Below are 25,852 nucleotides of genomic sequence, written 5' to 3' on the forward strand. Positions count from 1 at the left end.
CACACACACACGTTCAGGGTATAGATCTGGAGCCGCAGCGAGGCGCGCGGGCGAGTAATCGGAAATGGCCGTGCGTCGCACCACTAAGCTTTCTAATGAGTCGTCAAAGACAGATTATGCATAAGTCGATTACGGGTGATCTAAAGCTACAGCCACCCTTCAACCTGATGAGTCTGAATAAGGCTTACTACATCTGCTCCCAAAATTACTGATCCGACGGGAAGTTTGGCGGTTGTAACTAGCCAACTTAGCACTGCGCTAAACGGAAATCCTTTAGCTGCCAATCGAATCTCTTCAGCCTTATCAGCATCGATTGCAAACACTCGATCGTAATCTTTCAGGAGTGCCAGTAGACAGATCAGTGCGTGCTTTCTACCATCTGGCAAATTCCTAGCGGATGCAGTGTCATTTAGGCCAAACACCTTTATTGACTCATCCCCCTTCGCTCCGAGAGAAATATACTCACCTGTACTTGGCAATAAGCGAAGATAAAGCTCGGGATCATCTTCTGTAGGATTAATCAACAGTGGAGAGCCGGCTGCATCAACAGGAAATAACTTTCGCTTCAAATTACTGTTGCAGTAACTGCAAGCTAAAAGGTAATTTTCCCAAAGGAAAGCCCGTTCAGGATAATCTGCCTTAGGCCAAAAATGATCTATATCAGTTCCGAAACTATCCTCGCAGTACATGCACCGGCTTCGTCCAGAAGCCATGTTTTCAAGCTCCATCCGTACTTCTGAGAACGCTACTTTAGGTTTATTATCCCAACTTTTCTCAGCTTGATCTTTAGGATTCTGAGCTGCCACCACTCGGTTGGTTACCCTACCTAGGGCCTTGACAGTTTTTGTCGTGAGAGTCGGTCTGATCAGACGACGCATTAACCATTGGCCCCTAAAATAGCTCGTAATTTTCGGTCCGCTAGAGTGCTCATGTCGTTTCCAAGGCAGTCCTTAAGCACTTCATATCTTGTTATCTCTGCTTCACTAGCCATATTTCGTATGACTTTAGCCTCCAGTGCTGCAATTTCCTGACGCAGTTCCTCTGCGCGCTCGGAGTGAGCATGCTCTAAACCAAATAAATCCGTCATTACAGCGTCGTCGGCTCCACCATTCACGACCGCGCTCCAAGTAACTTCACTTATATGTTCAATTTTTCTCGAGTCACCAGGCGCCGGAAGACGTATAATTCCGTTAGCACTTGCCGCTTGACAGATGAAAGGACTGTGCGTGGTAACTAAAAACTGTATTGCTGGAAAGGTTTTTGTTAGCCAGAATCCTATTTGCTGCTGCCATACCACATGTAAGTGGGCATCTACTTCGTCGATGATAACAACCCCGGGAAGATTGCAGATAGACTTCCCTGAATCATCTTTCGATATTTCTAGTGTTCCATAAGCTTCGTGTAGCCGCCTCAATATGTCGACAACTAAAGCAGCTACGGTCCTATATCCATCACTGACCTCCTCGAGTGGAAGTTCAACGCCGTCACGCTGGATCCACAATCCATCAGAGTTAACTTTTTTAATGACGCTTCCGTCAGGAAGCAACCCCTCACCTAAGATATCAAGAACTGTAGATTTTAGAACTTCGGCACCAGGTCTTTTTTCCAAGCTACGGTGATGAAGTTGCTTCAGCCAATCTATGGCATCTGAAAGCGTTGCAGTTTCATTGAAAAGATTCACAAGCCGAGCAAGAACAGGGTCGCCACTTAGCTTGATTACTTCTGCAGGTGGAGGACCAAGGTGGCGATAAGGACCATACCCCGCGATGAACCATCCACTTGGGCTATCTGCCCAGGGACCTCTATCGGGAATCTTCTGACGTCCTTTGGGCTCTTTACTCATCCAACGGTCGAGAAAGTCACTTGATTGACTGGACCATGTCCCGTGGATAGCTGAAGTCCATTGAAGGCCGACCCAAAATGGTTCTTTTGTGGTTCTACCACTAGGTTGAAAGCTATCCCTCTTGTCGCCTTCTAACCGAACGGCCACGGTACCTACCTTTTCACCTGTGCGGACCCATCCCGTGAAAGTTCCTGCTAGAGACCTAGACGCCAATGGGCCGATCACAGTAAGAGCGATCGACTTAAGAAGAGTGCTTTTGCCTGCCCCGTTTCTACCTACAAAAACAGTCCATCCAGCGTAGCCGCCATCTGTGTGGGCCAAAGACACGCTTTGGGTACCTTTGAAGCTTCGGAGGTCAGTGATTTCAATTTCAGTGATATACATTGATGACTGTTTCCAAAATAGTACCTATGAATCTTACCTACTTTCGTAGACGCATCGAATGGCTACTGTTGGCCAAGGCTGTGCGAAAACGTTTTCGAGCAGGTTCGTCGGTCTGAATCGGAGCGAAAATCGCACTCCATGTATTCACTAGCGGCATCACCCTAATGAGGTCGAGCTTAATGCTCGTGAGTGATGCCTGTCGAGCGACCGCTTTTGGCCCAGGCTGTGTAAAAACGCAGGCACCATTTTCAAGTCTGCGTTGCTACGTAAAATCTTCCAGTGCTTGGTTAATCAGCAGACCTGAAATTTGCGTAGGAACGCGATTTTCGTTCTGGTTTTGACCGTAAAACCTGTTCTAAAACGTTTTCACACAGCCTGGGCCGATAGCGGCCTACCACGAAGGGCCGCTTGTATCGCTTCAGGGCCACTTGCGCCCCGGATGAAGAGGATAACCCGGTGGTGTGGCTCGAATATCCGGCCACACCCTGCGCGGTAGGGTTCGTCGTGAATGATGTGAAGGGCTGCCGTTCGACTTCTAACCAATGGTCACTCCACAACATCGAGGAGTTGCTGGAGGCCGCCAAAAAGGGTATCGAGCTATCGTATGGGTGTGAGTCTCTCGAAGTCAAAATAAAGGCAGGTGCACCGACCCACGCTGCTCGGGGAGCTATCTGCGGTACAGTTAAGGTCAAGCTTGAACCACCTCGACACTCACGTTCAGACCGTTGACATGGAGCATGAGCTTGCCACCCTCCCTTACCACTTTTGCTCTGGGCATGTAGGCGTAGTGGTAGTAATAGTAGTACGTCGCCTGGCGCCACTTCTGTCCGCCATAAAAATGGAAGATGGTGTCCTGATCCTCAAAGCCCTTAAATTCCCCATCGAGCTGCCCTTCACATACAACCATGGTGCCTCCTTGAATTGTGATCATCGTGTTAGTGGGTATGAGTCTTCATTACACAGTGCTTTGATGACGCTACCGATGCGCCTGAGCGACTCCTTCTAGCCGCTGCCATGGGCTTAGGTGAGGCCCCTGTCGAAGACACCGGACTATGTGGTTGCGCATGTCCTTCTCGCTAAGATGCAGAGACATCCTTTCAACCTCTCTTCAATGGACTCGAGACGCATGTCCATTTCAGCTGATGATCACGTTGTCCACCGGACTACGGGCGTCGGACGGTTTGCCATTCGTTTCTTTCACGCTACATTCACTAGCATTGTGACACTACCCTAGGCTCAAGGACGACGCATGCAGATCAAGCATCTGGAAATTGCCAATTTCCGTAAGCTCCATTCGGTACGGATAGATCTTTCCGAGAAAACAACTCTTTTGGTGGGCGCGAATAACAGTGGAAAGTCCTCCGCAATGCTTGCACTGCGCAAATTTTTGAGCGGTAAAGCGTCTGGAATCAGGCTGCAAGATCTGACCCTCTGCCATTTCGACCGTATTGATGAGATCGGCCGTGCTTGGGAAGCAGCAAACGGCGCCGAAGACCTTCCGATAGCCAATGACTGGGACGACTGGCTCCCCCATCTCGACATCTGGATCTCAGCTGAGCCCGGCGAATTTCACTACATCCGCGACCTGATCCCTAACTTCGAATGGAGCGGTGGTCTCGTTGGAATGCGGTTCCGGTTGGAGCCCGATGACATGGCCGAACTATTCACCGATTACCGAAAGCAGCGCGATCGGGTCGGAACTCTCGAGGCTGTCTTGGCGGCGAACCCCGAAATGATCGGGCGCCCTCAAGGTGGGGAGACAACCTCAGGCACAGATACTCCTGTGCAGATGCAAACCCAAGGCAGCTTGAGCCTTTGGCCTCAGAACCTGACTGACTACCTGAACCGCCGGCTCGGCAAAATGTTCAAGTTGCGCTCTTACCGGCTGGATCCTGGAAAGCTTCACACCCCTCCCAGGATGATGCGCAGAGCGGCGCCCCAGAGGCTTTCGCCAACAGCGTCACCACTCGAAAAAAATCCTCTTGAGGGACTGATCAAAATCCATGAAATTAACGCCCAGCGGGGGTTTGGCGACCATGGCGATGATGGTCAGACCGACTCTCAGTCAAATGGGGGTAAAAAACTTTCGGAACAGCTTCGCACTTACTATCACAAGCATCTTGATCCAGGGGACACACCCGAAGTGTCTGACCTGGAAGCGCTGCGTGCAATCGAGGTCGCCCAATCGGCCTTCAACTCTCGCCTCAGCACCAGCTTCGGCCCGGCGCTCCTGCAAGTGCAAACACTCGGGTATCCGGGCCGCAGTGACCCTACCATCACGCTTCAGGCCAAACTCGCCGCTACGGATGGGCTCAATCATGAAGCCGCGGTGTTGTTCGAGGTCGACTCAAAAAACACAGCACCAGGGGCATCAGTCTTGCGGCTTCCGGAAACCTCAAACGGCCTGGGTTACCAAAACCTGATCTGGATGATCTTCCGTCTAATGAGCTTTCGCGATGACTGGCTCAAGAAACACCGAAACCCCGATGAGCAGACCACTGTCGGGTTAGAACCCATCCACTTGGTATTGATCGAGGAGCCGGAGGCTCACCTTCACGTCCAGGTGCAGCAAGTCTTCGTTCGGCATGCGTATGAAGTGCTCTGCGAAGATGAGCTGATTAAGCGTCACCCTAACCTCAAAACGCAGTTGCTCGTGAGCACGCATTCTAGTCACGTCACTCACGAGGTCGAGTACGAGAACCTTCGTTACTTCCGACGCCTGCCAGCGGGTATGGACAGTGTGCAAGTGCCCGTGTCCACCGTGTCTAACCTTTCAAATGTCTTCGGTGAAGGTTCCTATACGAGGGAGTTCGTCACCCGTTATCTGAGGGCGCAGCATGCAGACCTTTTCTTTGCCGATGCGGTGATTCTAGTTGAAGGGGCTGCCGAGCGGATGCTGTTGCCGCACTTCCTGCGCACGCAATTCAAGTTCCTCGACCAGTGCTACATCACGACCCTTGATATCGGGGGAAGCCATGCCCATCGACTGAGGCCACTGGTTGATGCTCTCGGCATCGTTACGCTGGTTATCACCGATTTGGATGCAGGCAAGAACAAAGCCGCAATGCCAGTCCGTCGAGGTGCCGACCTATCGACCAATAACCCTACGTTAAAGCACTGGCTCAGGATGAAAGATGAGTCAGTCAAAGTAGACAGCCTGCTGGAGCTGGCTGATGAGGCTAAATGGCAAGAGCTCGATGAGCTCTTTGCAATCCGAGTGGCCTACCAGACTCCGATCCTTGTACAGCTCCCGGGGTCAAATACTGGCCCAGTGGAAGTGCTGGCCAACACGTTTGAAGACAGCCTGGTGCTTAGCAATGCCGCTCACTTCGCAGAGCGCTCCGGCCGCGGCTTGGTGGGGCGCTTTGCCAAGGCACTTCAGGCGTCCAAGACCCCGGAAGATCTCGCTGACGATTTGTTTGAAGCGTTGAGAGACGGCAATAAGGCTGAATTTGCTCTGCAGGTGCTGGGTGATCCGGGCTTTCCGGATCTGACGGTGCCTGAGTACATCCGGGAAGGTCTGGTTTGGCTTGAGTCAAAGCTTCGCAAGAAGCAGTCAGAGCTAGTGCTTGTAACAACCAACTCCGCGGAGGTTCAGGTATGACGGCCTTGCCAGATGCCGATGAGGTTATCCAGCAATGCCTCGACCTGGATAACCCCAGGAGCTTTTTCTTGTACGCCGGCGCCGGTTCGGGGAAAACCTATTCCCTCGTTGAGGCAGTACGAGGGTTTAAACGCAGGGCGCATGAGCAACTGACGGTTGAGGGGCGACAAATTGCGATCATCACCTACACCAACGCTGCGGCTGAAGAAGTCATGCGTCGATTGGAGCATGACCCATTGGTTTGGGTTTCAACCATCCACTCCTTTGCCTGGGAGATGATCAAGGGTTTCAACGATGACATTCGCGCTTGGTTGCGCGTGAAATTGGCCAAAGACATCGATGAGCTCGAGAGGAAACTGTCAAAGGCTAAGGGGGACAACAAAACCTCTAGGGCTAACAAGGCAGAGAGGGATCGCAAGATCAAGCGGCTCGATAACGTCGAGCACGTAATTGACTTTACCTACAGCCCTACGGGCGAAAACCGTGGCCACCACGCGTTGAATCATTCCGACGTGATAGGACTGGCGGCAGCCTTCATCCAACAACGACCACTGCTTGATGTCTTGGTGGATAAACATCCGGTGCTGCTGATCGACGAGAGCCAGGACACCATGGCCGCACTTATGGATGCGTTTTTGGTAGTGCAGGCTCAAGCCTCTGATCGCTTCTGCCTAGGCCTGCTGGGTGACACCATGCAAAGCATCTACGGTCATGGCAAGCAGCACCTCGACTCAGCCGTTCCACCCGACTGGGCGAAGCCCGAAAAGATTTACAATAGGCGTTGCCCGGTACGGGTTGTCGAGCTCATCAATGCGATCCGAGCGCAGGTCGACAAGCACCAGCAAAAGCCGCTGGATGATGCGCCGGCGGGTACCGTTCGAATGTACTGCGTTCGAAGCCAGCCCGCCTCGACATTCGAGGTAGAGAATCAGATTGCCAACTGCATGGCCGATCTCACTCACGACCCCGCTTGGAAGACAGGGGTGGATGGCCGAAAGACGCTGATTCTTGAACACAAGATGGCGAGCCGACGAATGGGGTTCGATGACATGTTCGTGCCGCTGTACCAGGTTGAACATCTCAGAACCGGCTTGCTTGATGGCACGCTTTCCGCGCTCAGAGTGTTCCTGGATGGGGTCATTCCAATCATCCAAGCGGCTCAGATCGACTCATTCCAACTGATGGAAGTTGTGAGACTGCGCTCGCCTCTTCTGTCCCAGGAGCGCCTAGCCACAGCGCCAGACCAGATCACGACAATAGACCAAGCCCGCGCCGGCACTCAGGATTTGTTAGCGCTCTTTGTCGATAATGATCCTTTAATTCAGGACGTGGTTGGCGTGTTGCTGCGCACGCAGTTGTTGGTCGTACCTGAAAGGCTTCAGGCCGCATTCGAGATGGGTGCGACCACTGCAGACTTCCCCGAGAGTGGTGACCGGGAAGTGCTGGAAGTCCATGCCTACCGGCTCCTAATCGGCAGCCCCTTTTCCCAGCTCAACGCGTATGCCAAATACTGTAGCGAGCTCTCACCTTATGGTACCCACCAGGGGGTGAAAGGGCTGGAGTTCCCTCGGGTGATGGTCATCATCGACGATGAGGAAGCAGCCGGGTTCTTGTGGAGTTACGAGAAGGCACTTGGGGTCAAGCTACCTTCCTCTGCTGACCTCCAAAAAGAAGCCGAGGGGGCCGACAACGCACTGACCCGCACGCGTCGCTTGCTCTACGTGACTTGCAGTCGTGCACAGGAAAGCCTGGCAGTTGTTTTCTATACCCAGAATCCTGAAGCAGCGCGCCAAAGCGTCATCAAGGCAGGATGGCTGCGTGAAGAGGAGATCGAGGTGCTATAACTTTGTCGCTAACGGCGCGTCTTGGCGTCTGGGGTCTGACGTTTCGATATATGCCCGGTATCCCTGCTCCACGCGTTTATCAACAGATCGGTGAGTACTGCTCAGTCCCGTCCGCTGAAGGTTGTCCCGGTATCCGAACTCCATGGGGCAATGAATTCGGCCCGATGATTGAGGGCGGCGTTCGTTGTGTGGAGACTTGGCTTTACGGTTCATCACTACCGCTATGGTGGGCGCTGGCGCAGAGCCGAAAGCGTCATCGCCCAGGTGATTCTCAGGAAGCGTCGAGGCCGGTTTTCTCGCGCTTGCAACAGGCGCTGATCTTGCGGCGTGAAGCCGCCACCTCCCAATCAACCAGTCTTGATGCTTTAGGTTGTATTTGACGTTTGAGATTTGCTTTTTCCGCCAAACCCTCCGATCCAGCGATCTTTGATCGCGCCGATCGGAGGGTTCACTCGCTCTTTATCGAAGCCACCTCGTTCCACCATCCTATTTCAATTCTAATTAGCATCACGCCGTCGTGCCCTCGATCTATACCGAGCGCAGTGCCGTTCCAGTGTCAGAGCGGATCTTTTCGTGGGGCCATGGATGGAGGAGTGGCGACAGCGGCGACAGCGGCGACAGCGGCGACAACCCATGCAGAACAGGGCCTGGAGTGTGGCGACAAAAGTGGCGACAGTCGCCACTTTCTGAGCGCTTTGGCCGTGACGCTTGACCGCCTTTTCGAGTGGGTATAAAAATTGGCGCACGGATCGCTGTCGTTGACAGCACCAGCCCAGGTAGCCAGAACCTTTAAGGCTACGCCACTTGTTGGTGGTTCTCCCGAAGTGCGATTAGCGTCCGGCGGCTCGCACGGTCACTCCCCAAGAGTGGTGGATGCCTACTCGACTTATCTGTCCATTGCGGCAGACGATGGACCTACCTCGCTGCGTTGCAGCAACCTCACCTCTCGACGCACTTCGCTGCGCCAGACTGCGCCCGTCTCTTTCTCTTGGAAAGAGACGGGCGCTCGTACCGCTGCTGCAAGCCACGTCGTACAAGGCATTGCCGCAACTCTCCCCGTGACAATCGGCCTGACAAATCCGATTTGTCGCCATCCGCAACGACACAGGCACCGGTGCCGCAGCCAATGGAAAGGCTGCGCCTTACTGACAGTCAGGCATGGCCCAGGTGTCTAGATCTTTGCCTTCTCCCACCCATGATCTCCAGGCGCCGAACTCGTCAGCCGGCACAGCCTCCACCGGCCCGCATCTTCGGATGCGCTAAGGAGGCCAGATTCATGGGTTTATGCCCTTGCTCCCGGTCGTAAGGAGCCGTTCGTTCCGCGTCAGTGAACACCTCACAGGCCGCAGGGGCCTTGATCCCTGATAACACTCAACAGCCGTGGCGGGGCTAGGTGAGGACAACCAGCAATGTACGAGGAGAGGGCCCATGCAGCAGTTAGATCCGAAGCTTGAACTACCGCGACCGCCTCGACCGCTGATTGAGTCGAATCCCGTGCTCTAGCCTTATCCGGTGCAGGCACTGGGTGGGATTCTTGCGCCTGCGGTTGAGCGCATTCCCAGGTGATTGGCGTCGGTGCAGAGATTTCTATCTGAGGGAAAACAAACTCTCTGTTGCCGGCGAGTTGCTTAAGCGTTTCTAGTAACCAATCGAAGTAGTGATTGATCGAACGCACTGTCTTGCCCGTCGCCAAGAGTCGCAAAAAAATCACCTATCGAAGGACAGGTGATTTCTTGGTTTCAGTAATCGTTAAGAGAACTATACGAAAACTTTCATCGCTCCGATCAAGATGCCGATCGTCACCGCGAGCATGGAAGCCATACGAATGGACAACTTAAGATCAGATTTAGCGATCTCAGCAGTCAACCGATGATCAATTTTAGATATCTCGGAAGTCAGCCGATGATCAGCTTTAACCAGCTCAGCAGTCAGTCGCTGCTCTAGATTGGTGAGATCACTTTTCGTAGCGAGTAGTGTGAGCATGTCAGATTCCAATGCTTGGATAACAGCTTCGGCTTTGAGCTCAGGTACGTCGATTGCGCGCAATGCCTGATACATCGCCAGTTCCATTTTCATTAAGGCCTCCTAAAACAAAAAAAGGCCTTCCCCACGACGGGAAAGGCCCGTCGTGGGTGGGAAGTCATGCTTCCATCGACATTCAAGTCGACTGTCCGCGCTGCCGGAAGCTATGCGGTCATTTGGTGGATCCTGCGGAGAACCGCAGCGCCGTCTTGAAGATCCTGGCGGCTTGGGTGCTGAACTAATCAGCTAGATGCATAGCAAAAGTGCCCCTGAGGACTTCGGCTGTCAATCCGGTAATCGGTTTTCGACTGTTTCCTAATGTTGTATGAGGCTCCCTCCTGCCTGCGCTCACCACCACCTTCAGACTCGGGTTGTTGAGGATCGACGTCGAACGTCCCGAATTATCGGCCGAGGTACGTAGCGGTAATTTGTGTTCTCTCATGCCCGAGTTCACGGCTGATAATTTGTCGAGCGGTACGGTCTTGAGAACGCTGCATTGGGGTCAATTCCTTGGACGTGATCCCCCCAGCCGCCGGTGCCTTCCATCCTGTCAACGCTACGTAACGGCTTTGTGCATAACGATGACGTAGCCCATGCATGTGGCTCAGGCCTGCTGCCTTGCACTGACCATCGTAGGTGTTTCTCTGCTGAATATACGTTTTGTGAGCCGGGATTAATGAGCTGGCTCCCGCTAACTGGTGTGCCGCGTTCAGCACCTCGCGCTGTTGCGAAGTAGTGATCGGAACAGAGCGATCACGCCCGCCCTTCGTCCATGAGCCCTTGAGGAGAATGTGATCTCCTTGATCCGCATACTTGGGCTGAAATTTGATCGCTTCCTCACGGCGTAGTCCAAAAGCGGACTGAAGCTGGAGACTCATGCGTACATGGGGATCGGTGATCTTGCCAAGGTCTGTTCCCAGTTCCTGAGCTTTGCTGACGTTAGTGACGAAGCGCCGTTCGGCCACACCCAGTTGCGTGTTGTCCGCGGGGAGAATGCCAGCCTTGCCGATTTTTTCAGCCCACCATCGAAGGTGTGCAAGCCGATTTTTGATGGTGCCAGGTGATAGGCCTTCGCCTTGCCAGCGATCCAGCAGTGCCAGTACATGTTTGCCTTTGAGCGACGGGGCTTTCATCTGACGGAAGCCAACCTCACGCAGTTGGCGAGCGATCAGCCCCAATGAACGGATACGGTCGGCCTGAGTGTTGTGACTGCCATCGCGATTGCGCCGGCAAAGTTGCCGCAGGGTGTAGGTCAAATCGTCCATATCCCATCCACTCACTGGCTTTGTTTTGTGCTGTTGTCCTGTCCTAAAAATCATTGGTAAGTGTTGGTGCCAACTCGCTAGGCGAGATCCCCGAAGGGCAGGGGCACGGTGTTCAGGAAACACCGGTGTCTCGGCTGAGACGTCCGTCTTCCTTCCTGCTGGAAGGTCGGACGGAGATGGAGCGGGATGAGTTAGTTTTTAATGTTGATGAGTACTCCAAGGAAAATGGATGGGATTGTTAAGTAGAAGCAGTCGGCATTGCACAAAGGTCCGCTATTTGGAGCAGCGTAGTAGCGGCATATTAGGGAATAGCTCTACAGAAAAAGGCGGCTCCACCCCATGGGTATGGGTCGGTATGCTTCTGGAGCCTTGCATACCTGGCTAACTCCATCCTGTTGGATCAGCGCTCGCAGGAGTCTTGCGCTGTTGGGATGACGACTCTCGAACCTGTCGTCTTAGGTTTTTGCTGGGCCAGTGTATGGGGGCATCATCATGTAAGCCGCACGTTTTAGGATTCAGGATTTGCCCGTGATGTTGAGGCGTCGGCGGGGCCGTCACTGCGGTTTGCAGTGACGGCCCATTTCATGAGTTGCGCTTCATTGGGCAGGGGCAGCCACTGTGATAAGTGCATATCATCGACTGCCTGTGGTGCTGACGCGGCCTTCGGCCTTGTCGGCTCCCTGCGCAGGGGCGGCATGGTCCCCAAGCCACGCCTGCGCAGGGAGCTGTGGGAAAGGCGGAGCACGGAGCTGCCTTCCCGATCGACGCCGTGAATCGCATGGGCGTGCAAGTCGACAACATTGATATACAGGTTGACCGAGAGCTTTCTGCCGAAGGTCTGGGGCGTATGATAACTAGCAGTCACAATGGGGTAGTTAGGGGCTTTTTCTACCGTTTCGCGACGGGCAGAAAACGGCCAAGAGCGGTCAGTCGGTAGTCAGCGCCACCCACCCTCGTAATCTTTAGCAACTTCAGACAAACTGAGCGAAGCCCGCGGAACCCTCAGGTTTGTACTGCTCCAGTTCGTCGAGCGTCCCAAAAAAGTGGTCGCCATTTTACAGTTCTTGCGTTGAGTGTAACGTCCCCATCTAGCCACATCACAGGCAGTACTGGTTTCGGGATGCTGGATGCGAAAACGATCGTCGATGCGAAACTCATAGCCCCCAATCGAATTCGATCAACTTTTTCGGCGGCGACCTCCGTAGGTTCACCGTCCAAATTGTCGTTCTGGGCTTTCCTTTCAAGAAAGCGACGTGCCAACTGAGCCCCAATATCACGGCATACACCAACGCCGGCATCTTTGCCCGCTCCCCATATGGTGTTAGACGCAAAAGCATAGGGCTCAATCACGCTATCGATAGCCGTCCGGATGGATTCGTCACTTCGATCCTCCAAGTCTGGAAATCGAGTGTTCACACCTCGCTGAAGAAAAGCGAAGTGGTAACCAGGCTTGGCCGAAGGAAACTGGAATCTACCGGCGGAATTCCGCACAGAAAATAACCTGGCAGCAGAGAGCCCGGCGTCGCAGGTAACACAATATTTGAAGACAATCTGCAAATTTGAGCTCATCAGCGCTGCACTTTGACTAAGCATCTGCAATCTTCTTACTACTTCTACGCCACTCCAGAGTCCGTCCTCGTAGATATACAGGATATCTGCATCGATGCCCGCAAATGTCTCGGGATTCTTCAGGTCGATGGCGCGCACACCCTGCGGATGCATATGCTCAAGAATATTCCTTATTGCAATCGAACTGCTTCCGGGCTCTTCCTCATAGATGTAGGCGTGCGCCACCCGAACCCCAATATCGTCATAGGGAGCAGGCTTAAACGCCTCGCTAATTTCTGCATCAGTGATAATACGCAGAGATTTGAGAAGATGCCGCCCAATGTCACGATGACCAAGCTCCGCAAACTGCTGCACCCACTCTTCAGGCTTAGCAGATCGGAGCGTCGACTTGCTCCACTGACTTTCTGCATATGATTTCCAATGAATATTTAGAGACATTAGCTCAGGCGTTATAGCCTGAATCATTGTCCTAGTAGTCTTGCATCGCCTGTAGCGTACGTGCTCGGCCTTCAGCTCATCTTCATCAAGCAGCCCATTTTGAAAAAAAATCATATTCGATAAAGAATCAAAATACTCGTTAATAATCTCCTCAGTGTATTCTGTAGTGTCGCCACTGGGAGCCATCAGCACTCGTACGCTTACATAATTCTCCCACCCCATACAGCAGAGATCAGCAAGCTTCGCAAGAAAAAAAGCCGAGTCACGCTCGTAAATTACAACAATAAGCTTTGGCGAGGAAATAGCTGGTAGGTGTCCGTACACATTCCCACCATTACTTTTTCAATTTAGCAAGAAATGCGTCTAGCAATGTACCCGCGGGCAATTTTAGCTCGCGCAGGTCGGCAATCGACATATTGCTTACAGCTTGGAGAACAATACTTCTAAATTCTTCATCAGTGCTGGACTCAGTCTGCACCGACTCTGTCAGCTGTGAGGCTTGAGGAAGCAACCCGACCTTTGCCAACCCTGCTGTATTAGGTAATGTATGAGTATTAGGCTTTCTGCTCGCCTGAGAACGGCGCATGATATCCATCAGGAATTCCAGCCGGTCTTCCGGAACACCTGCGTGCCGCAACCTATCCGCGAATACGCCTAGAAGTGCATGAATCCGAAAAGCGGTCCAAGCTTTATAAAGCGGATAATTACTGGATTTTAATGTTTCCGACCAAATGGGGTATGGCATATCTATAGAAGGCAGGCAGGATTCTTCAGCAACTTGAGACTTACTCTCCACAAACTGACGACGAACAATATCAAGCTCAGTCGGCGTAATATTACTTATTATTCGTTTATCTCCAGACACCTCACCATGAGAGGAAAGAGCGAAAGATACAGGATCTCCAAATAAAACAACCCTCAATTTTGCGTTAGGTCGCACAAAAGAGCGCCAGTAATCATAGCTGATTAATGTCTCGATATCAGGACCAAGCTCCCCAATAGAGTAAAGATTATCCGAACCCTGCTTACCAATTCGAACAAGGAAGCCATCAAAATATTCATCAATAAATCGAGTTACAGCGTTTTTGCCAGTTGGAAACAATTCGCGAATATCAAGCGCAGGTGTAACCTTCCGGATAAGCTCACCGAATACAGCTCCGGTAATATTTTTGTCAGGGCGACTATGCAAGGAAACTTTGATCAGATTTACAGCCGCAGCCACTTCAGTCTGGTTCATTTAATGTCCTTAAAATAGAAAGGCCCGCCTATGTGGCGAGCCTTTATTTACTATAACTACCATCTTTAAGAAACTAAATTAGTAGTAAAATCTTTACAATAATTCCTGTAAGAAGACTGTGTGCCAGTATAGGCGTCTACCTCTATACCGCGCTACCATGTCCGCAGAAGGTGCCGAATGGTCATCCAGTGCAATCTAAAGCCTCCTGTCCCTGCGGTCGCATCGATCGTTTGCGAACCTCGCAGAGGCACTGCACATTGATCATAGCGCGGACTGAGACGCACATCAACTAGGATTGGAGCGAGCCAAACAGCCGCTCTCTCAATCACATAGGCTGGGGATGTGCAGTGGTCTAATGATTCCGGACACCCATTTCGAGGCGAAAATATCCGCCAGAGCGAGGTGTCAGATAGCCAAAGCACGTCGTTCCTTGTCCACCGAGTTCAAGCGCGAAGCTGCAGCCCTTGTGCTCGACCAAGATTATAGCCACATTGAGGCCAGCCGCTCTCTTGAAGTGGTCGAGTCTGCCTTGCGCAGGAGGGTGAAGCAGTTGGGGATGGAGCGCGATGGGGTCACCCCGCAAGCAAAGCGCTGACGCCAGAGCAAAAATCCAAAAGCTGGAAGCCCGGGTCGCTCGCCTTAAACGGTAGAAATCCAATTTTTAAAAAAGCTGACACGCTCTTGATGTCGGAAGAGCACAATTGCATGCGCCGATCGACCATTTGAGCGCTCGCGAGCCGCTAGATTTGCTTTGCACAGCTGAAGCATCATGTTGATGATGTGAGAAGACGGTGAGCAAATTGGCTGGTTCAAGATACGTGGACTGATGCGAGAGTTTGGTCTGATCAGCAAACAGCGGGGCTCACATGCCTATAAAAAAGCGATAGTTGAACGGTCTGATATCCCGAATATCTTGAGCAGAGAATTTGATGTACAGGAGCCCAACCAAGCCTGGTGCGGGAAATCACAAAATGGCAGTACCTGGCTGTTGTATTGGGTCTCTATGCGCGCGGGATCGTAGGTTGGGCAATGTCGGGAAAACCTGACGCAGAGCTGGTTGACCTCAAATGGATCGTCTCGCATGAATTTGACTGAACGCTTCTCGCCGGTCTTGAAGGTACTGACCGTCTGCATAGAATCGAGAGTAGCCTCTCGTGAAGGGTAGCTATTGGCCGATTTCTGCCCGTCGTAACCCGTAGAAACCACCATGCCCAGCATCGGTATAGGACGCTGATAATGGTGAGCTGTGTTGTGAACACTACGATTAGAAGGGACAGCGCAAGTCCCTCTCATGGACATAGCCCAATCCCTTCGCGTGGCCACCAGTCAGCAAGCCCATCAAATAAGCGCAGATGTCATGAACGACTTATTTAGATGTACCCGATTTTAACCGGGTGTCCCTCTGCCTTTGGTTAAAGGCAAAGGCGAGTGCTGTCGCTCGCTTGCGCAGTACTACACGCTTAGCTATCTGGTTCACAAGAAAAAACCACCTGCCATAGGGTAGGTGGTTCTCGGTACTGCCGAAAAAGTAGATCGTTAATCAATCATCGCCATCAAAACGAAGACCGCAGCCACCACCGGGAACATCATCGTGCCAATGTTGAGGGTGAGATCAGATGCGACGCGAGATAGCTCTGTCCGAAAGTGTTCTACGTCCGGATCGGATTTAACGGTAGAAGGTGACTGCAACGCAGTCTCCATGGCTTGGATTACAGCATTGATTTTTGGCTCAGGCACGTCGATCGCTTTCAGTGCTTGATACAGTGCTAGTCGAATGTTCATTAAGGCCTCCGAATAAACAAGAAAGGCCTTGCCCGGACGGGAAAGGCCCGTCGTGGGTGTGGGTGAGTAACATGCTTCCATCGACATTGATGTCGACTGTCCGCGCTGCCGGAAGCGATGCGGTCATTCGGGAGGATCCTGCGGGAAACCGCAGCGCCGTCTTGCAGATCCTGGCGGTTTTTGGGTGCTGATCACATCAGCGAGACGAGATGTGAAGTTGCTCCCTGCGGTGTTCGCTGTAAATCCGAAAACGGTTATTCGGGATTTCCTAATGTTCCCCCGACTGTTTGATAACCAGTTGCGCAGGGATTACTGACGCATGCTTTAGGCAGGAAGCGGCTGGCAGGCCAAGCTTTTCATGACCTGTGCAGCCAGATCGTCTGCAATCCTTGGCCCCTTCATTATCTTGCGCATCTCGGCAAAGTGCGGCAGGCCCTGCTGAATTGTCTTCGATCTTGTGGCGGGCTTTTGTTTGACCTCCTCGGCAGCCGAGGCCACTGCAGGGGGCGTAATGGGGGCGACAGTTTTCTGCTCTTTTTTACGGCCTGCCCACGGTCGAAACTCGCCGGCTAGTGCTCGATTTATCAACCCGAAGAAATAGGCGACGACGTTACGCACCGACCCACGTTGACTGCGTGCCTGAAGTTCGTCCAGCACTTGCTGGCGATGTTGGGATGGCAGTCGAGTCAGGGCTGCCAGCACGTCTTGTCGCTGATCCGCTTTGGCGTTTGCCAGGCATCGCGGCAGTGTCACTGGCCCTTGTGTCAAATGGCGTTCCTCACGTGCGCGTGTGCGGTACGTACGTATTTTTTTATATTTTTTTTTATACGTATTGTCGCCGGTGCTGAGGTGTTTCTGGTCGGTCTGCTGCGTGACGGAGGTTCTTGTTGCGGGATGACTCGGTACAGGTTTTCTGGTGGAGAGCGGGCGTTTTCCTGAGGGTGGCGGCTCATCATCCTCGTCACGTTGTGCCGGCGTGTGTGAGGGATTGTCTTTGGACGTTTGCTCCCGCGTAGCTTCGATGTGCTTCGCGATGCAATCGAGATGGGTGTGCTTATGGCCGATGCAGTTCTCGAGAAGCGCTGGCAGGGTGGTGTCTAAAGCGCAGGCTTCGTGAAAGCTCAAGGCACTCTCGTTGATCTGGTATAGCTCGTTCAGAACGTTGCCCGTAATGAGGTCGCTATTCTGGCCGACCAAGCTTATCCAACCAGTTAGGCGCAGAACTGTTAGCGCCCGCGAGGCGGTTTCGTAAGAAGCTCGTTTTGCTAGCGGGGCGCACGCGAGATATGAGCGCAATTGACCCATTCCTGCCAAGGTATACAGACCTCCAGCCGACCGTAGCGAGTGCATCACGTGCCAGCAATTGCGATCCAGAGGTGTCAGGCGGTTATCTACCATGAGCGATAGGACCGCAGAGCGCGGAGTGACTTGAGCCTGCAAGGTATGGGAGGAGTGTTGGTTGGTCATGAGGTGTCTCCGAGGTCTGGGCCACGTTGGCCTGTTACTCGACATCTCATCTAGGACTGTTCCGTATGTCAGCCAACAATGCGATCTCTGCTACGGACACATTGTTTGGCCTTTGTGATGATTGGTATCTGGGGAGTGATCTAGAGCGCTGTGTTAATGATCTCGGGTAATTCGGCAGGCGAATGCCTCAGTAGTGAATACGAGACGAGCGTTATTGCGTCTATCTCACCGAGACTACGTTAAGGCCCCTGGCGCTCTGAACGGCTGAAACGGACAAGCTCCCGGTTGCCGCTTGCTGGATGTGTTCACTCCACCAAGCCATCATCGGGCGTCTTCGCTCTATGTAGTCCGCCCGGTTGTAGGCGCTACGGACTTCGTCTTTGTCCACATGCGCAAGCGCGACCTCGATCAGCTCCGCATCCCACCCGTGTTCATTTAAGATGGTGCTCGCCATGGAGCGCATTCCGTGGCTTACGAGTCGCCCCTCAAACCCCATTCGTTTCAGCGCCATGTTGGCAGTCTGGCTGTTGCAATGTGTGCGGGGATTACGGTCGGCGGGAAACACGTACTCCCTGTGTCCGCTGTAGGGCTTGATCGCTTCCAGAAGCGCCAAAGCGTGCTCCGTGAGCGTAATGATGTGGGAGCGGCGTTTCTTCATGCGCTCCGCTGGGATCGTCCAGATCTTCTTACTGAAGTCGATATCAGCCCATCGGGTGGTCGCAGCTTCTGCGGGCCGAGTCATCGTGTGGAGCTGCCATTCAATGAGGCATCGGGTGGTTCTTTTGATGCTGGCGTTGGCAATTGCCACCATGAGTTCATTGAGCTCATCGGGGGGCAAAGCCGCCATGTTTTTCTTTTTTGGTTTTTTGAAAACCGATCGAATTCCGCTCAGGGGGTTGGCATGAATGAGTCCGTAGTTCACGCCGTAAGTCATGATTTCGTTGAGGCGTTGGGTCAGGCGCTTGACCGTTTCCAAGCTGCCTTTGGTTTCAAGTGGCCTAAGCAACTTGATGACCTGAGGCGCGCTGATTTCAGAAATCGGGGTCGCTTGTAGATCCGGAAAGATATGCAGCGTGAGCGAGCGCCAGATGTCTTCAGCGTAGGCGGTTGTCACGGAGTCTTTCTTGAGTTCAAACCAGGCTGTCGCGACGTTTTGAAAGGTGTGCTCTGTCGCGGCTTTTTTCGCTTGGCGATCTTCATCGCGTTGCTCTTTCGGGTCCAGTCCTTGGGCAACCAGCTCCCTGGCTTCAACCGTACGTTTTCGCGCATGAGCCAGGCTGAGTTCCGGGAAGGTTCCCAGTCCCATGTTGATCCGTTTCTTGGTCACGGGATGGATGTAGTTGAAATTCCAAAGCCTCGAACCGTTGGTTCGGACTCGTAACTGAAGGCCGTCGCCGTCGGTCAATGTGTAGTCTTTGTCCTTGGGCTTGGCGGCTTTGATTTTTAGGTCTGAAAGGCGTGTGGCTCGGGCTCCCATGGGTACTCCAACGCTGTTTGTGTATTCCAAAATTTACCAGTCACGGGCTTGGAATACGCCTTGGAATACATTTCAAAATGGATCTGCCTGAAGCGCTGTGGAGCTCAATAGCCCTGAAACCCCCGTATTTACTGGATTTCAGGCACAAAAAAAGACGTCCGTGGACGTCTTTAGATGATGGAGTGGTGGAGCCGGGGGGATTTGAACCCCCGTCCGCCAGTACTCCGCTGTCGGTACTACATGCGTAGCCGTTTCTATTAAGTTAACCCTCAGCGACCCGAAGGGCAGGGTGCTTTGGGCGAGTTGTGTAAGTTTTAGCCGCTTCGTCCACAACGTACTGCACGGCGATTCTGTTCTATATGACAATCATTTTGGGTTTACAGACATCCCCTGATGATTGCTGGACCCGAAGGTACCAGGAGCATTGTCAGCTGCAATTAAGCAGCGAGAGCAACACCGTATTGGTCGTCATTGGCAACTATAAGTAGTTGCAACAGTGGATTTACGACTTCTGTTACCAAGTCGGCATGCACCTAGAGTTTCGCAACCGGCGTCGAATCCTAAACGGCCCCGAACTCATTGCTCAGTACATCTGTTTGAGCAACAAGCCTGCGCAGTGTACGCCAATCAGCCCACAAGGCCAACCCGAAGGTTGGCCTGGACGCTGATCAGTTGTTGGTGCCGGTGGCTTTGCGCAGTTCGACGATGGTTTGCGAGGTTTCCGCTACACAGTCATCGATCTTGCCCTCGGCCTTGAGCGACTGAGCTCTGGTCACACTGGCTTCAGCGCGCTGGCTCAGCTCTGGATTCGCAGACAACTGCGCCTTGCCACTTTGAATGGTCTGGATATTGGCATCGCACAGGTCCGCAGGTTTGTCCGCGGCAAACGAAGTGGACGCCATCATCGATGCAGTAACGAACAGACCTAACAGTACAGAACGTTTCATGTGTATCTCCTTGAACCGAGTGGGTCCAGACTTCGCTGGCCGTCAGGACGGGCAACCGAATGGATGAAAAACCCCGATCAGTCGGGGTTAATCTGTGGACTACAGTCGAACTCAAGGGTTCTATTTTTCTTCAGCAGGCCTTTGCCCGGGTCACTCGATCCACCAGATAGACCAGCCCGTGATAGTCGATTCCGCCATGTTGTGTCAGGCCGATCTCACAGGTTCGGCTGGTGGAAATTCCCTCGCTGCAATGCTGCACGGCCTCCTTGAGCGTGCGCAGTGAGTGGCTGTTCAACTCTGGCGTGGTAAAGCCCTTGTCACCGGCAAATCCGCAACAATGAATGCCCTCCGGGATCACCACGGTCTTGCTGCACTTGCGCACCAGATCGATCAACGCCTGGCTTTCGCCCAGATGTTGCGTGCTGCAGGTCACGTGCACGGCAATCGGTGCGTCTTGCGGGGTGAAATCCAGTCGTTCGAGAAGATGCGTACGGATGAAACGCACCGGGTCGTACAGATCCAGACGGGTTTCTCCTACGTCCTGCACCAGCCGCAACGTGCATGGGCTGGTGTCGCAGTAGATCGGGTCGAGCCCGCCGCGACTGGCGTGCAGCAGTGCGCTGATCAGCTCCTGGCGTTTGTGTTCGGCTTGCTCGGCATAGCCTTTGGAGGCGAAAGGCTGACCGCAGCAGAGGTTGTCCTGATTGTCCGGGAAGACCACTTGGTAACCGGCCTTTTCCAACAGGCCACGGGTTTTGTCGTACAGCGACATTTGCTCTTTATCACCCGCCGCCGGGCCCATGACCCGCGACACACACGCGGCCAGATAGACCACGCGCGGACGTTCGTCCGACATGCTCGGACTAAAGCGAATGGCTTTCTCCGGTTGTGGCATCGCATTCGTCCACAGTGGCACCTGGCCCTTGGACAGGCGCGTAATCGTCGCCGAAAGTTTCGCCAGGCGCGGTGCGCCGAGCATCATCCGTGCACCGTTGGCCACATGCAGGGTGAAGCGTGCGCCTTGCAAAGTCTTGGCGAAGTTTCCTTCGATCCAGTCAGCGGTTTTCTGATGCTTCGCGTGTCGGCCACGGAGCTTTTTCACCAGCTCGCCGGTATTGATGCCTACAGGGCAACGCTGTGCACACAGACCCGTCGCGGCGCAGGTGTCGATGCCTTGATACTCGTAGGCTTTTTCCAGTTCGGTGGTGTCGACGCCGGCACGTTTCTTCGCCTGTATATCGCGCCAGATCACGATGCGCTGGCGTGGACTCAGGGTCAGGCCTTTCGACGGGCAGACCGGTTCGCAGAACCCACACTCGATGCACTTATCCACAATCTCGTCGGCCGCCGGCAGCGGTTTCAGGTGTTTGAGGTGGATCTGCGGATCTTCGCTGAGCACCACGTCCGGGTTGAGAATGCCATTAGGGTCGAGCAGACGTTTGAGCTGCCACATCAGTTGATAGGCGTCGCTGCCCCATTCCAGTTCCACGAACGGCGCCATGTTGCGTCCGGTGCCGTGTTCGGCTTTCAGCGAACCACCGAATTCCACTGCCACCAATTGCGCGACGTCGTCCATGAACGCTTGATAGCGGGCGACCTCTTCCGGGTTGTTGAAGCCTTGAGTGAAGACGAAGTGCAGATTGCCTTCCAGTGCGTGTCCGAAAAGGATCGCTTCATCGTAGGAATGTTTGTCGAACAGCTCGATCAAGCGATTTACGCCGATGGCCAGTTGTTCGACCGGGAAGGTCACGTCTTCGATGATCACCGTGGTGCCGGTTTTTCGCACGGCGCCGACGGCGGGGAAGGTGTCTTTGCGGATCGCCCACAGCTTGGCGTTTTCCACAGGGTCTTCGCTGAAGTCGACTTGCTTCTCCACCGGGAAACCGCTGAGCGACGCCATGATTTGCGCCAGTTGTTCCTGTAGCAAAGAAGAAGATGCAGCGCGGGATTCAATCAGCAGCGCGCAGGCTTTATTCGACAGCTGTTGTACGAAAGCGGGCATGCCAGGTTTGTCCTGCACCGAGCGCAGACTGCGCCGGTCCAGTAACTCTACGGCGGAAACCGCTTGGCTTTTCAGCACGGTGACCGCGTTGCAGCAGGTTTCCACATCCGGGAACACGATCAGCGCCGAGGCTTTGTTCGGGTGATCAATCACCGTGTCGTAAGTTACCGCGCTGATGAAGCCGAGCGTGCCTTCGGAGCCGACCAGCAAGTGGCTCAAGATATCCACAGGCTCATCGAAGTCCACCAAGGCGTTGAGTGACAGGCCGGTGGTATTTTTCAGACGGTATTTGTGGCGGATTCGTGCAGCCAGTTCGGCGTTGGCGCGGGTTTCGCGGCCCAACGTCGTCAGGCGTTCGAGCAGATCGCCGTGACTGCTGCGAAACGCCGCAACACTGGCGGCATCTTCGGTATCCAGGCGCGAGCCATCAGCCAGCACCAGGCGAATGCCAGCCAGCGTGTGATAGGTATTTTGCGCGGTGCCACAGCACATGCCGCTGGCGTTGTTGGCGACGATGCCGCCGATTTTGCAGGCGTTGATCGATGCCGGGTCGGGGCCGATCTTGCGCCCGAACGGTGCGAGCCACGCGTTGGCCTGTGCGCCGATCACCCCCGGTTGCAGGCGAATCTGCGTGCCTTGGCCGCGAATTTCGCGAGCGTTCCAGTTATCCCCAAGCACAATCAGCACGGAATCGCTGATCGCCTGACCGGACAGGCTGGTGCCGGCGGCGCGGAACGTCACCGGAACATGATCGCGCTGAGCCAGTTTCAGCAGTGCCACCACTTCATCTTCAGATTCGACGCGAATCACCAGTTGCGGAATCAGCCGATAAAAACTCGCGTCGGTGCCGAAAGCCAGTGTCGATAACGGATCATCAAAGCGGCGCTGGGCCGGAATCAATTGCTGCGCATCACGCAGGAAACTCACTGGAAGCGTCATTGGTCCTCCAGAATCAGTACCACCAGATCTTTCGGGCCGTGGGCGCCGTAAGCCAGTACTTGCTCGATGTCTGCAGTTTTCGACGGGCCGGACACCAGCAACGCGTTGGTCGGCATGCCTTGCGCCCATTCGAATTGCTGTTGCACCTGATAGAAGTTGTCGCGGATTTCACTGGCCTTGAGCAAAGCGAAATGCACCGGTGGCACCAGGCTCATCAAACGCGGTTCTTCGCGGGTTGGCCACAGAATCAGGCTGCCGGTTGCGGCGATGGCGCCGAGGGTTCCGGTGATACTTGCCGGGGTATCGTTGAACAGTTCGGCTTTCCACTCTTCCATTGGTCGGTCGTAGGATTTCAGCGTCGGCAGCTCGGGATTGTTCGCCCAGTGCTGTGTGATTTTCTGCCCGTGGGCGGTAGTCGGTGCAATCAACAGGCTCGGCAACTGACGATCGCGCAACAATTGCGCAAGCAGCGCTGGCCACTTTTCGCCCGAGGTCAGGTGGATTTCGGTGTGCACCGCTTCCATCAGTTTGCGCAGTTGCGGGATGCGCTGTTCGGCAGTGTAGGTGTAAGACTGCGTCACCAGATCGACATCGAAGTCGTCGGCAATCGGCGTGGTACCCGTCAGACTTTTCCGCAGTTTGCCGAGGATATTTTGCTTGGCGCTCATCAACGGTCTCCCTGTTTGGCCAGATGCTCACGGGCCATGTCGTGCAGTGAGCGCGCGGCAGGTTTCGGTGCGCTGTGATTTTGCGTCCACGGGCCGACGTTATTCGGAGTCAGCGCACGCAGGCGCGTGGCGAAGAAACCGAACAGTCGATACAAGGTTGGCGAGCTGTTGAGTCTCGCCCAGGCGTTCCAGATAAAGCGTTCCTTGCGCGAATACTTGCTGCCCTGACCGCGCATCACTTGATGTGGGCTGTCCGGGGCTTTGACGTTCTCTTCGCGCAGGCGCCGCAGGATCGCGGGGATAGGAATTTTTACCGGGCACACTTCACCGCAGGCGCCGCACAGCGACGAAGCACTCGGGTGATCCGGAACCTTGGCCAGACCAACCATGTGCGGGGTGATGATTTTGCCGATCGGTCCAGGGTAAACCTCGCCATAGGTGTGGCCACCGACGCGGGTGTAGACCGGGCAATGGTTCATGCAGGCGCCGCAGCGGATGCAGTTCAGGGTCTGGCGCAATTCGCTGTCGGCGAAGGCCTGGCTGCGACCGTTGTCGAGCAGGACCAGATGCACTTCCTGCGGACCGTCGAGTTCATGTTCCTTGCGCGGGCCGGAGATCATGTTGACGTAAGTGGTGATCGGAATGCCCAGCGCCGAGCGGGTCAGCAGTGACAGCAGCGGCACCACATCACGCAGGTTTTCCACGACTTTTTCGATGCCGGTGACGGCGATGTGCACCGGCGGCACGGTGGTGGTCATGCGGCCGTTACCTTCGTTTTCCACCAGCAGCAGGGTGCCGGTTTCGGCCACGGCGAAGTTGACACCGGAGACGCCGATGTCCGCTTCGAAGAATTTCTGCCGCAGGACTCTGCGACCGATCTGAATGAGTTGGTCAACGTCCTTGGTGTATTCCACGCCAAGTTTGTCGTGGAACAAGGACGCGACCTGACCGGCATTCTTGTGGATCGCCGGCATAATGATGTGTGAAGGCTTCTCGTGGTCGAGCTGGACGATGTATTCCCCCATATCGGACTCCAGACATTCAATGTCCCGAGCCCCGAGGAAATGGTTCATCTCCATCTCTTCGCTGACCATCGATTTGCCCTTGATCACTTGCCGCGCCTCGTGAGCGCGGATGATCGATAAGACGATGCCATTGGCCTCGTCCACCGTTTCCGCCCAGTGCACTGTCACACCGTTGCGGGTCAGGTTCTGTTCCAGTTGCTCGAGCAGGTCGGGCAACTTGGACAGCGCGCGGGCTTTGATCGAATTGCCCAGTGCGCGCAAATGTTCTCTTTCATGGGGATCACTGAAAGCGGCTGCCCGCTTGACCATCAGTGAATCCATGGCAGTGCGGAAGTTGTTCCGCAACTGCTGATCGCCCAAGGCATTGTGTGCCCGGGTGCGGAAATCTTCTTCTACGGCGACCGTAGGAATAATCGCGGAAGTGCTCATTTCGCACCTCCGGTTCGTTGCCAAAGAAAACTGGCGAGATGTTGCCCGCGCAGCGCTTCTTTTTGTTTCTCCAATGCGCCGTTGATGTTCATCAAACAGCCACAGTCGGCGCTCAACACCTTGTGCGCGCCGGAATCCTTCAACGCTTTGGTCTTGTCAGCCACCATCGCGCCGGAAATGTCTGGCATACGGACGCTGAATGTTCCGCCGAAGCCACAGCATTCGCTTTCGTGGTCATGGTTGACCCGTTCCACGTTGCTCAACTGCGCCAACAACTCGCGGCCGTGCAGGTGGGTGTTCATTTCGCGGCGTGCCGAACACGAAGTGTGCAGCGCGACTTTGACCGGTGCGCCGCTGTCCTTGAGCTGCACCTTGCAGACGAACAGCAGAAACTCGGCCAGTTCATAGGTGCGGGCCGCGAGGGCCTGAACCTGTTTCAACGTTTCCGGCTCGTCCTTGAACAAGTCGGCGTAATGCTCGCGCAGCATGCCGGCGCAGGAACCCGACGGCACCACCACCGGAAAATCCCCGGCAAACAGCGCCAGTTGCGAGCGCGCTACCGTCCGCGCCTGCTCGGTATAACCCGAGGTGTAGGCCGGTTGGCCGCAGCAACTCTGCCCTTGCGGATACTCGACCCGAATGCCTTCGCGCTCCAGCAAGTGGATCGCGTCCATCCCGGCTTCGGGGTAGAACAGGTCGACCACGCATGTGCCGAACAGGTAGACCCGTGGCGGTTTCTCGCTGGGGTATTGCCGAGGTTCGGGCAGTGGCGGTGCCACGCGGGTCGCGTTGGGCACGGCGTTGTAAAAAAGCTCGCTCATCAGGCGTGTCTCCGGGTGGTCCCGGTTATCCGTCTGTAGCGGCTGCTGAATATAGAGAGCAATGCTTTCAGCAGCCTTACAGACCGGGT

The 25,852-nt window shown here is 54.3% G+C and carries 17 protein-coding genes, 1 other RNA gene and 1 pseudogene; 3 read left to right on the forward strand and 16 right to left on the reverse strand.

What is annotated here, in order from left to right; translation table 11 throughout:
• Positions 1–146: 146 nt before the first annotated feature.
• The 3 genes from CQ009_RS29780 to CQ009_RS07385 all read right to left on the reverse strand — a co-directional run bounded on the left by CQ009_RS29780 (position 147) and on the right by CQ009_RS07385 (position 3,134).
• Entirely contained in the window at positions 147–878 is a 732-nt protein-coding gene (locus CQ009_RS29780; RefSeq protein WP_146117529.1) for an HNH endonuclease, read from the reverse strand.
• The gene (locus CQ009_RS07380) at positions 878–2,227 is read right to left on the reverse strand and encodes an AAA family ATPase (RefSeq protein WP_105705358.1); all 1,350 of its coding nucleotides are present in this window, start codon (positions 2,225–2,227) and stop codon (positions 878–880) included. The genes CQ009_RS29780 and CQ009_RS07380 overlap by 1 nt, the downstream gene beginning before the upstream one ends.
• Before the next feature lie 688 nt (positions 2,228–2,915).
• Positions 2,916–3,134: a hypothetical protein gene (locus CQ009_RS07385; RefSeq protein WP_105705360.1), complete on the reverse strand. Its 219-nt coding sequence runs from the start codon at positions 3,132–3,134 to the stop codon at positions 2,916–2,918.
• 342 nt (positions 3,135–3,476) lie between these two features.
• Here CQ009_RS07385 and CQ009_RS07390 point away from each other — a divergent pair, with 342 nt between their 5' ends.
• Both CQ009_RS07390 and CQ009_RS07395 read left to right on the forward strand, forming a co-directional pair.
• Complete coding sequence (locus CQ009_RS07390) at positions 3,477–5,831, forward strand: AAA family ATPase (RefSeq protein WP_105705362.1); 2,355 nt, start codon at positions 3,477–3,479, stop codon at positions 5,829–5,831.
• A complete protein-coding gene (locus CQ009_RS07395) occupies positions 5,828–7,675 on the forward strand; it encodes a UvrD-helicase domain-containing protein (RefSeq protein WP_105705364.1) in 1,848 nt (615 codons plus the stop codon). The genes CQ009_RS07390 and CQ009_RS07395 overlap by 4 nt, the downstream gene beginning before the upstream one ends.
• Positions 7,676–9,433: 1,758 nt before the next feature.
• Here CQ009_RS07395 and CQ009_RS07405 read toward each other — a convergent pair.
• From CQ009_RS07405 to CQ009_RS07420, 4 genes are all read right to left on the reverse strand, one after another.
• Entirely contained in the window at positions 9,434–9,751 is a 318-nt protein-coding gene (locus tag CQ009_RS07405; protein WP_105705368.1) for a hypothetical protein, read from the reverse strand.
• Positions 9,752–10,098: 347 nt separating this feature from the next.
• Positions 10,099–10,962 (reverse strand): integrase domain-containing protein, encoded by an 864-nt coding sequence (locus CQ009_RS07410; protein WP_105705370.1) that lies wholly within the window; start codon positions 10,960–10,962, stop codon positions 10,099–10,101.
• Between the two features lie 1,002 nt (positions 10,963–11,964).
• Positions 11,965–13,155 (reverse strand): hypothetical protein, encoded by a 1,191-nt coding sequence (locus CQ009_RS07415; protein WP_105705372.1) that lies wholly within the window; start codon positions 13,153–13,155, stop codon positions 11,965–11,967.
• A gap of 148 nt (positions 13,156–13,303) precedes the next feature.
• Positions 13,304–14,206, reverse strand: coding sequence for a hypothetical protein (locus CQ009_RS07420; protein WP_105705374.1), 903 nt, complete (start codon positions 14,204–14,206; stop codon positions 13,304–13,306).
• 409 nt (positions 14,207–14,615) lie between these two features.
• Between CQ009_RS07420 and CQ009_RS07425 the strand changes: the two are divergent.
• A pseudogene (locus CQ009_RS07425) lies at positions 14,616–15,265 on the forward strand (transposase); the annotation flags it as partial.
• A gap of 477 nt (positions 15,266–15,742) precedes the next feature.
• On the opposite strand, the gene CQ009_RS07430 reads toward CQ009_RS07425, so the two are convergent.
• The 9 genes from CQ009_RS07430 to CQ009_RS07470 all read right to left on the reverse strand — a co-directional run bounded on the left by CQ009_RS07430 (position 15,743) and on the right by CQ009_RS07470 (position 25,763).
• Positions 15,743–15,988, reverse strand: coding sequence for a hypothetical protein (locus CQ009_RS07430; RefSeq protein WP_105705376.1), 246 nt, complete (start codon positions 15,986–15,988; stop codon positions 15,743–15,745).
• A 324-nt stretch (positions 15,989–16,312) separates the two neighbouring features.
• Positions 16,313–17,455, reverse strand: a complete 1,143-nt coding sequence (locus CQ009_RS07435) for a hypothetical protein (RefSeq protein WP_218275792.1) — start codon at positions 17,453–17,455, stop codon at positions 16,313–16,315.
• Between the two features lie 220 nt (positions 17,456–17,675).
• The gene (locus CQ009_RS07440) at positions 17,676–18,932 is read right to left on the reverse strand and encodes an integrase domain-containing protein (RefSeq protein ID WP_105705380.1); all 1,257 of its coding nucleotides are present in this window, start codon (positions 18,930–18,932) and stop codon (positions 17,676–17,678) included.
• Between the two features lie 183 nt (positions 18,933–19,115).
• Positions 19,116–19,504, reverse strand: a transfer-messenger RNA (tmRNA) gene (gene ssrA, locus CQ009_RS07445).
• A gap of 96 nt (positions 19,505–19,600) precedes the next feature.
• A complete protein-coding gene (locus tag CQ009_RS07450) occupies positions 19,601–19,879 on the reverse strand; it encodes a hypothetical protein (protein WP_064387864.1) in 279 nt (92 codons plus the stop codon).
• 130 nt (positions 19,880–20,009) lie between these two features.
• Positions 20,010–22,820 (reverse strand): FAD-binding and (Fe-S)-binding domain-containing protein, encoded by a 2,811-nt coding sequence (locus tag CQ009_RS07455; protein WP_105705382.1) that lies wholly within the window; start codon positions 22,818–22,820, stop codon positions 20,010–20,012.
• Positions 22,817–23,488, reverse strand: a complete 672-nt coding sequence (locus CQ009_RS07460) for a lactate utilization protein (protein ID WP_105705384.1) — start codon at positions 23,486–23,488, stop codon at positions 22,817–22,819. Before CQ009_RS07460 ends, CQ009_RS07455 begins: the two co-directional genes overlap by 4 nt.
• Entirely contained in the window at positions 23,488–24,942 is a 1,455-nt protein-coding gene (locus CQ009_RS07465) for a LutB/LldF family L-lactate oxidation iron-sulfur protein (protein ID WP_105705386.1), read from the reverse strand. The genes CQ009_RS07460 and CQ009_RS07465 overlap by 1 nt, the downstream gene beginning before the upstream one ends.
• Positions 24,939–25,763 carry a (Fe-S)-binding protein gene (locus tag CQ009_RS07470; RefSeq protein WP_105705388.1) on the reverse strand — a complete coding sequence of 275 codons (825 nt, stop codon included), beginning with the start codon at positions 25,761–25,763 and terminating at the stop codon, positions 24,939–24,941. Before CQ009_RS07470 ends, CQ009_RS07465 begins: the two co-directional genes overlap by 4 nt.
• Between the last annotated feature and the right edge of the window lie 89 nt (positions 25,764–25,852).

The organism is Pseudomonas sp. MYb2, assembly GCF_002979955.1.
Taxonomy (GTDB): domain Bacteria; phylum Pseudomonadota; class Gammaproteobacteria; order Pseudomonadales; family Pseudomonadaceae; genus Aquipseudomonas.

Coding starts and splice junctions, on each gene's coding strand:
- CQ009_RS29780 (WP_146117529.1), bottom strand. CDS start 878: ATGCGTCGTCTGATCAGACCGACTCTCACGACAAAAACTGTCAAGGCC.
- CQ009_RS07380 (WP_105705358.1), bottom strand. CDS start 2,227: ATGTATATCACTGAAATTGAAATCACTGACCTCCGAAGCTTCAAAGGT.
- CQ009_RS07385 (WP_105705360.1), bottom strand. CDS start 3,134: ATGGTTGTATGTGAAGGGCAGCTCGATGGGGAATTTAAGGGCTTTGAG.
- CQ009_RS07390 (WP_105705362.1), top strand. CDS start 3,477: ATGCAGATCAAGCATCTGGAAATTGCCAATTTCCGTAAGCTCCATTCG.
- CQ009_RS07395 (WP_105705364.1), top strand. CDS start 5,828: ATGACGGCCTTGCCAGATGCCGATGAGGTTATCCAGCAATGCCTCGAC.
- CQ009_RS07405 (WP_105705368.1), bottom strand. CDS start 9,751: ATGAAAATGGAACTGGCGATGTATCAGGCATTGCGCGCAATCGACGTA.
- CQ009_RS07410 (WP_105705370.1), bottom strand. CDS start 10,962: ATGGACGATTTGACCTACACCCTGCGGCAACTTTGCCGGCGCAATCGC.
- CQ009_RS07415 (WP_105705372.1), bottom strand. CDS start 13,155: ATGGCTCCCAGTGGCGACACTACAGAATACACTGAGGAGATTATTAAC.
- CQ009_RS07420 (WP_105705374.1), bottom strand. CDS start 14,206: ATGAACCAGACTGAAGTGGCTGCGGCTGTAAATCTGATCAAAGTTTCC.
- CQ009_RS07430 (WP_105705376.1), bottom strand. CDS start 15,988: ATGAACATTCGACTAGCACTGTATCAAGCACTGAAAGCGATCGACGTG.
- CQ009_RS07435 (WP_218275792.1), bottom strand. CDS start 17,455: ATGACCAACCAACACTCCTCCCATACCTTGCAGGCTCAAGTCACTCCG.
- CQ009_RS07440 (WP_105705380.1), bottom strand. CDS start 18,932: ATGGGAGCCCGAGCCACACGCCTTTCAGACCTAAAAATCAAAGCCGCC.
- CQ009_RS07450 (WP_064387864.1), bottom strand. CDS start 19,879: ATGAAACGTTCTGTACTGTTAGGTCTGTTCGTTACTGCATCGATGATG.
- CQ009_RS07455 (WP_105705382.1), bottom strand. CDS start 22,820: ATGACGCTTCCAGTGAGTTTCCTGCGTGATGCGCAGCAATTGATTCCG.
- CQ009_RS07460 (WP_105705384.1), bottom strand. CDS start 23,488: ATGAGCGCCAAGCAAAATATCCTCGGCAAACTGCGGAAAAGTCTGACG.
- CQ009_RS07465 (WP_105705386.1), bottom strand. CDS start 24,942: ATGAGCACTTCCGCGATTATTCCTACGGTCGCCGTAGAAGAAGATTTC.
- CQ009_RS07470 (WP_105705388.1), bottom strand. CDS start 25,763: ATGAGCGAGCTTTTTTACAACGCCGTGCCCAACGCGACCCGCGTGGCA.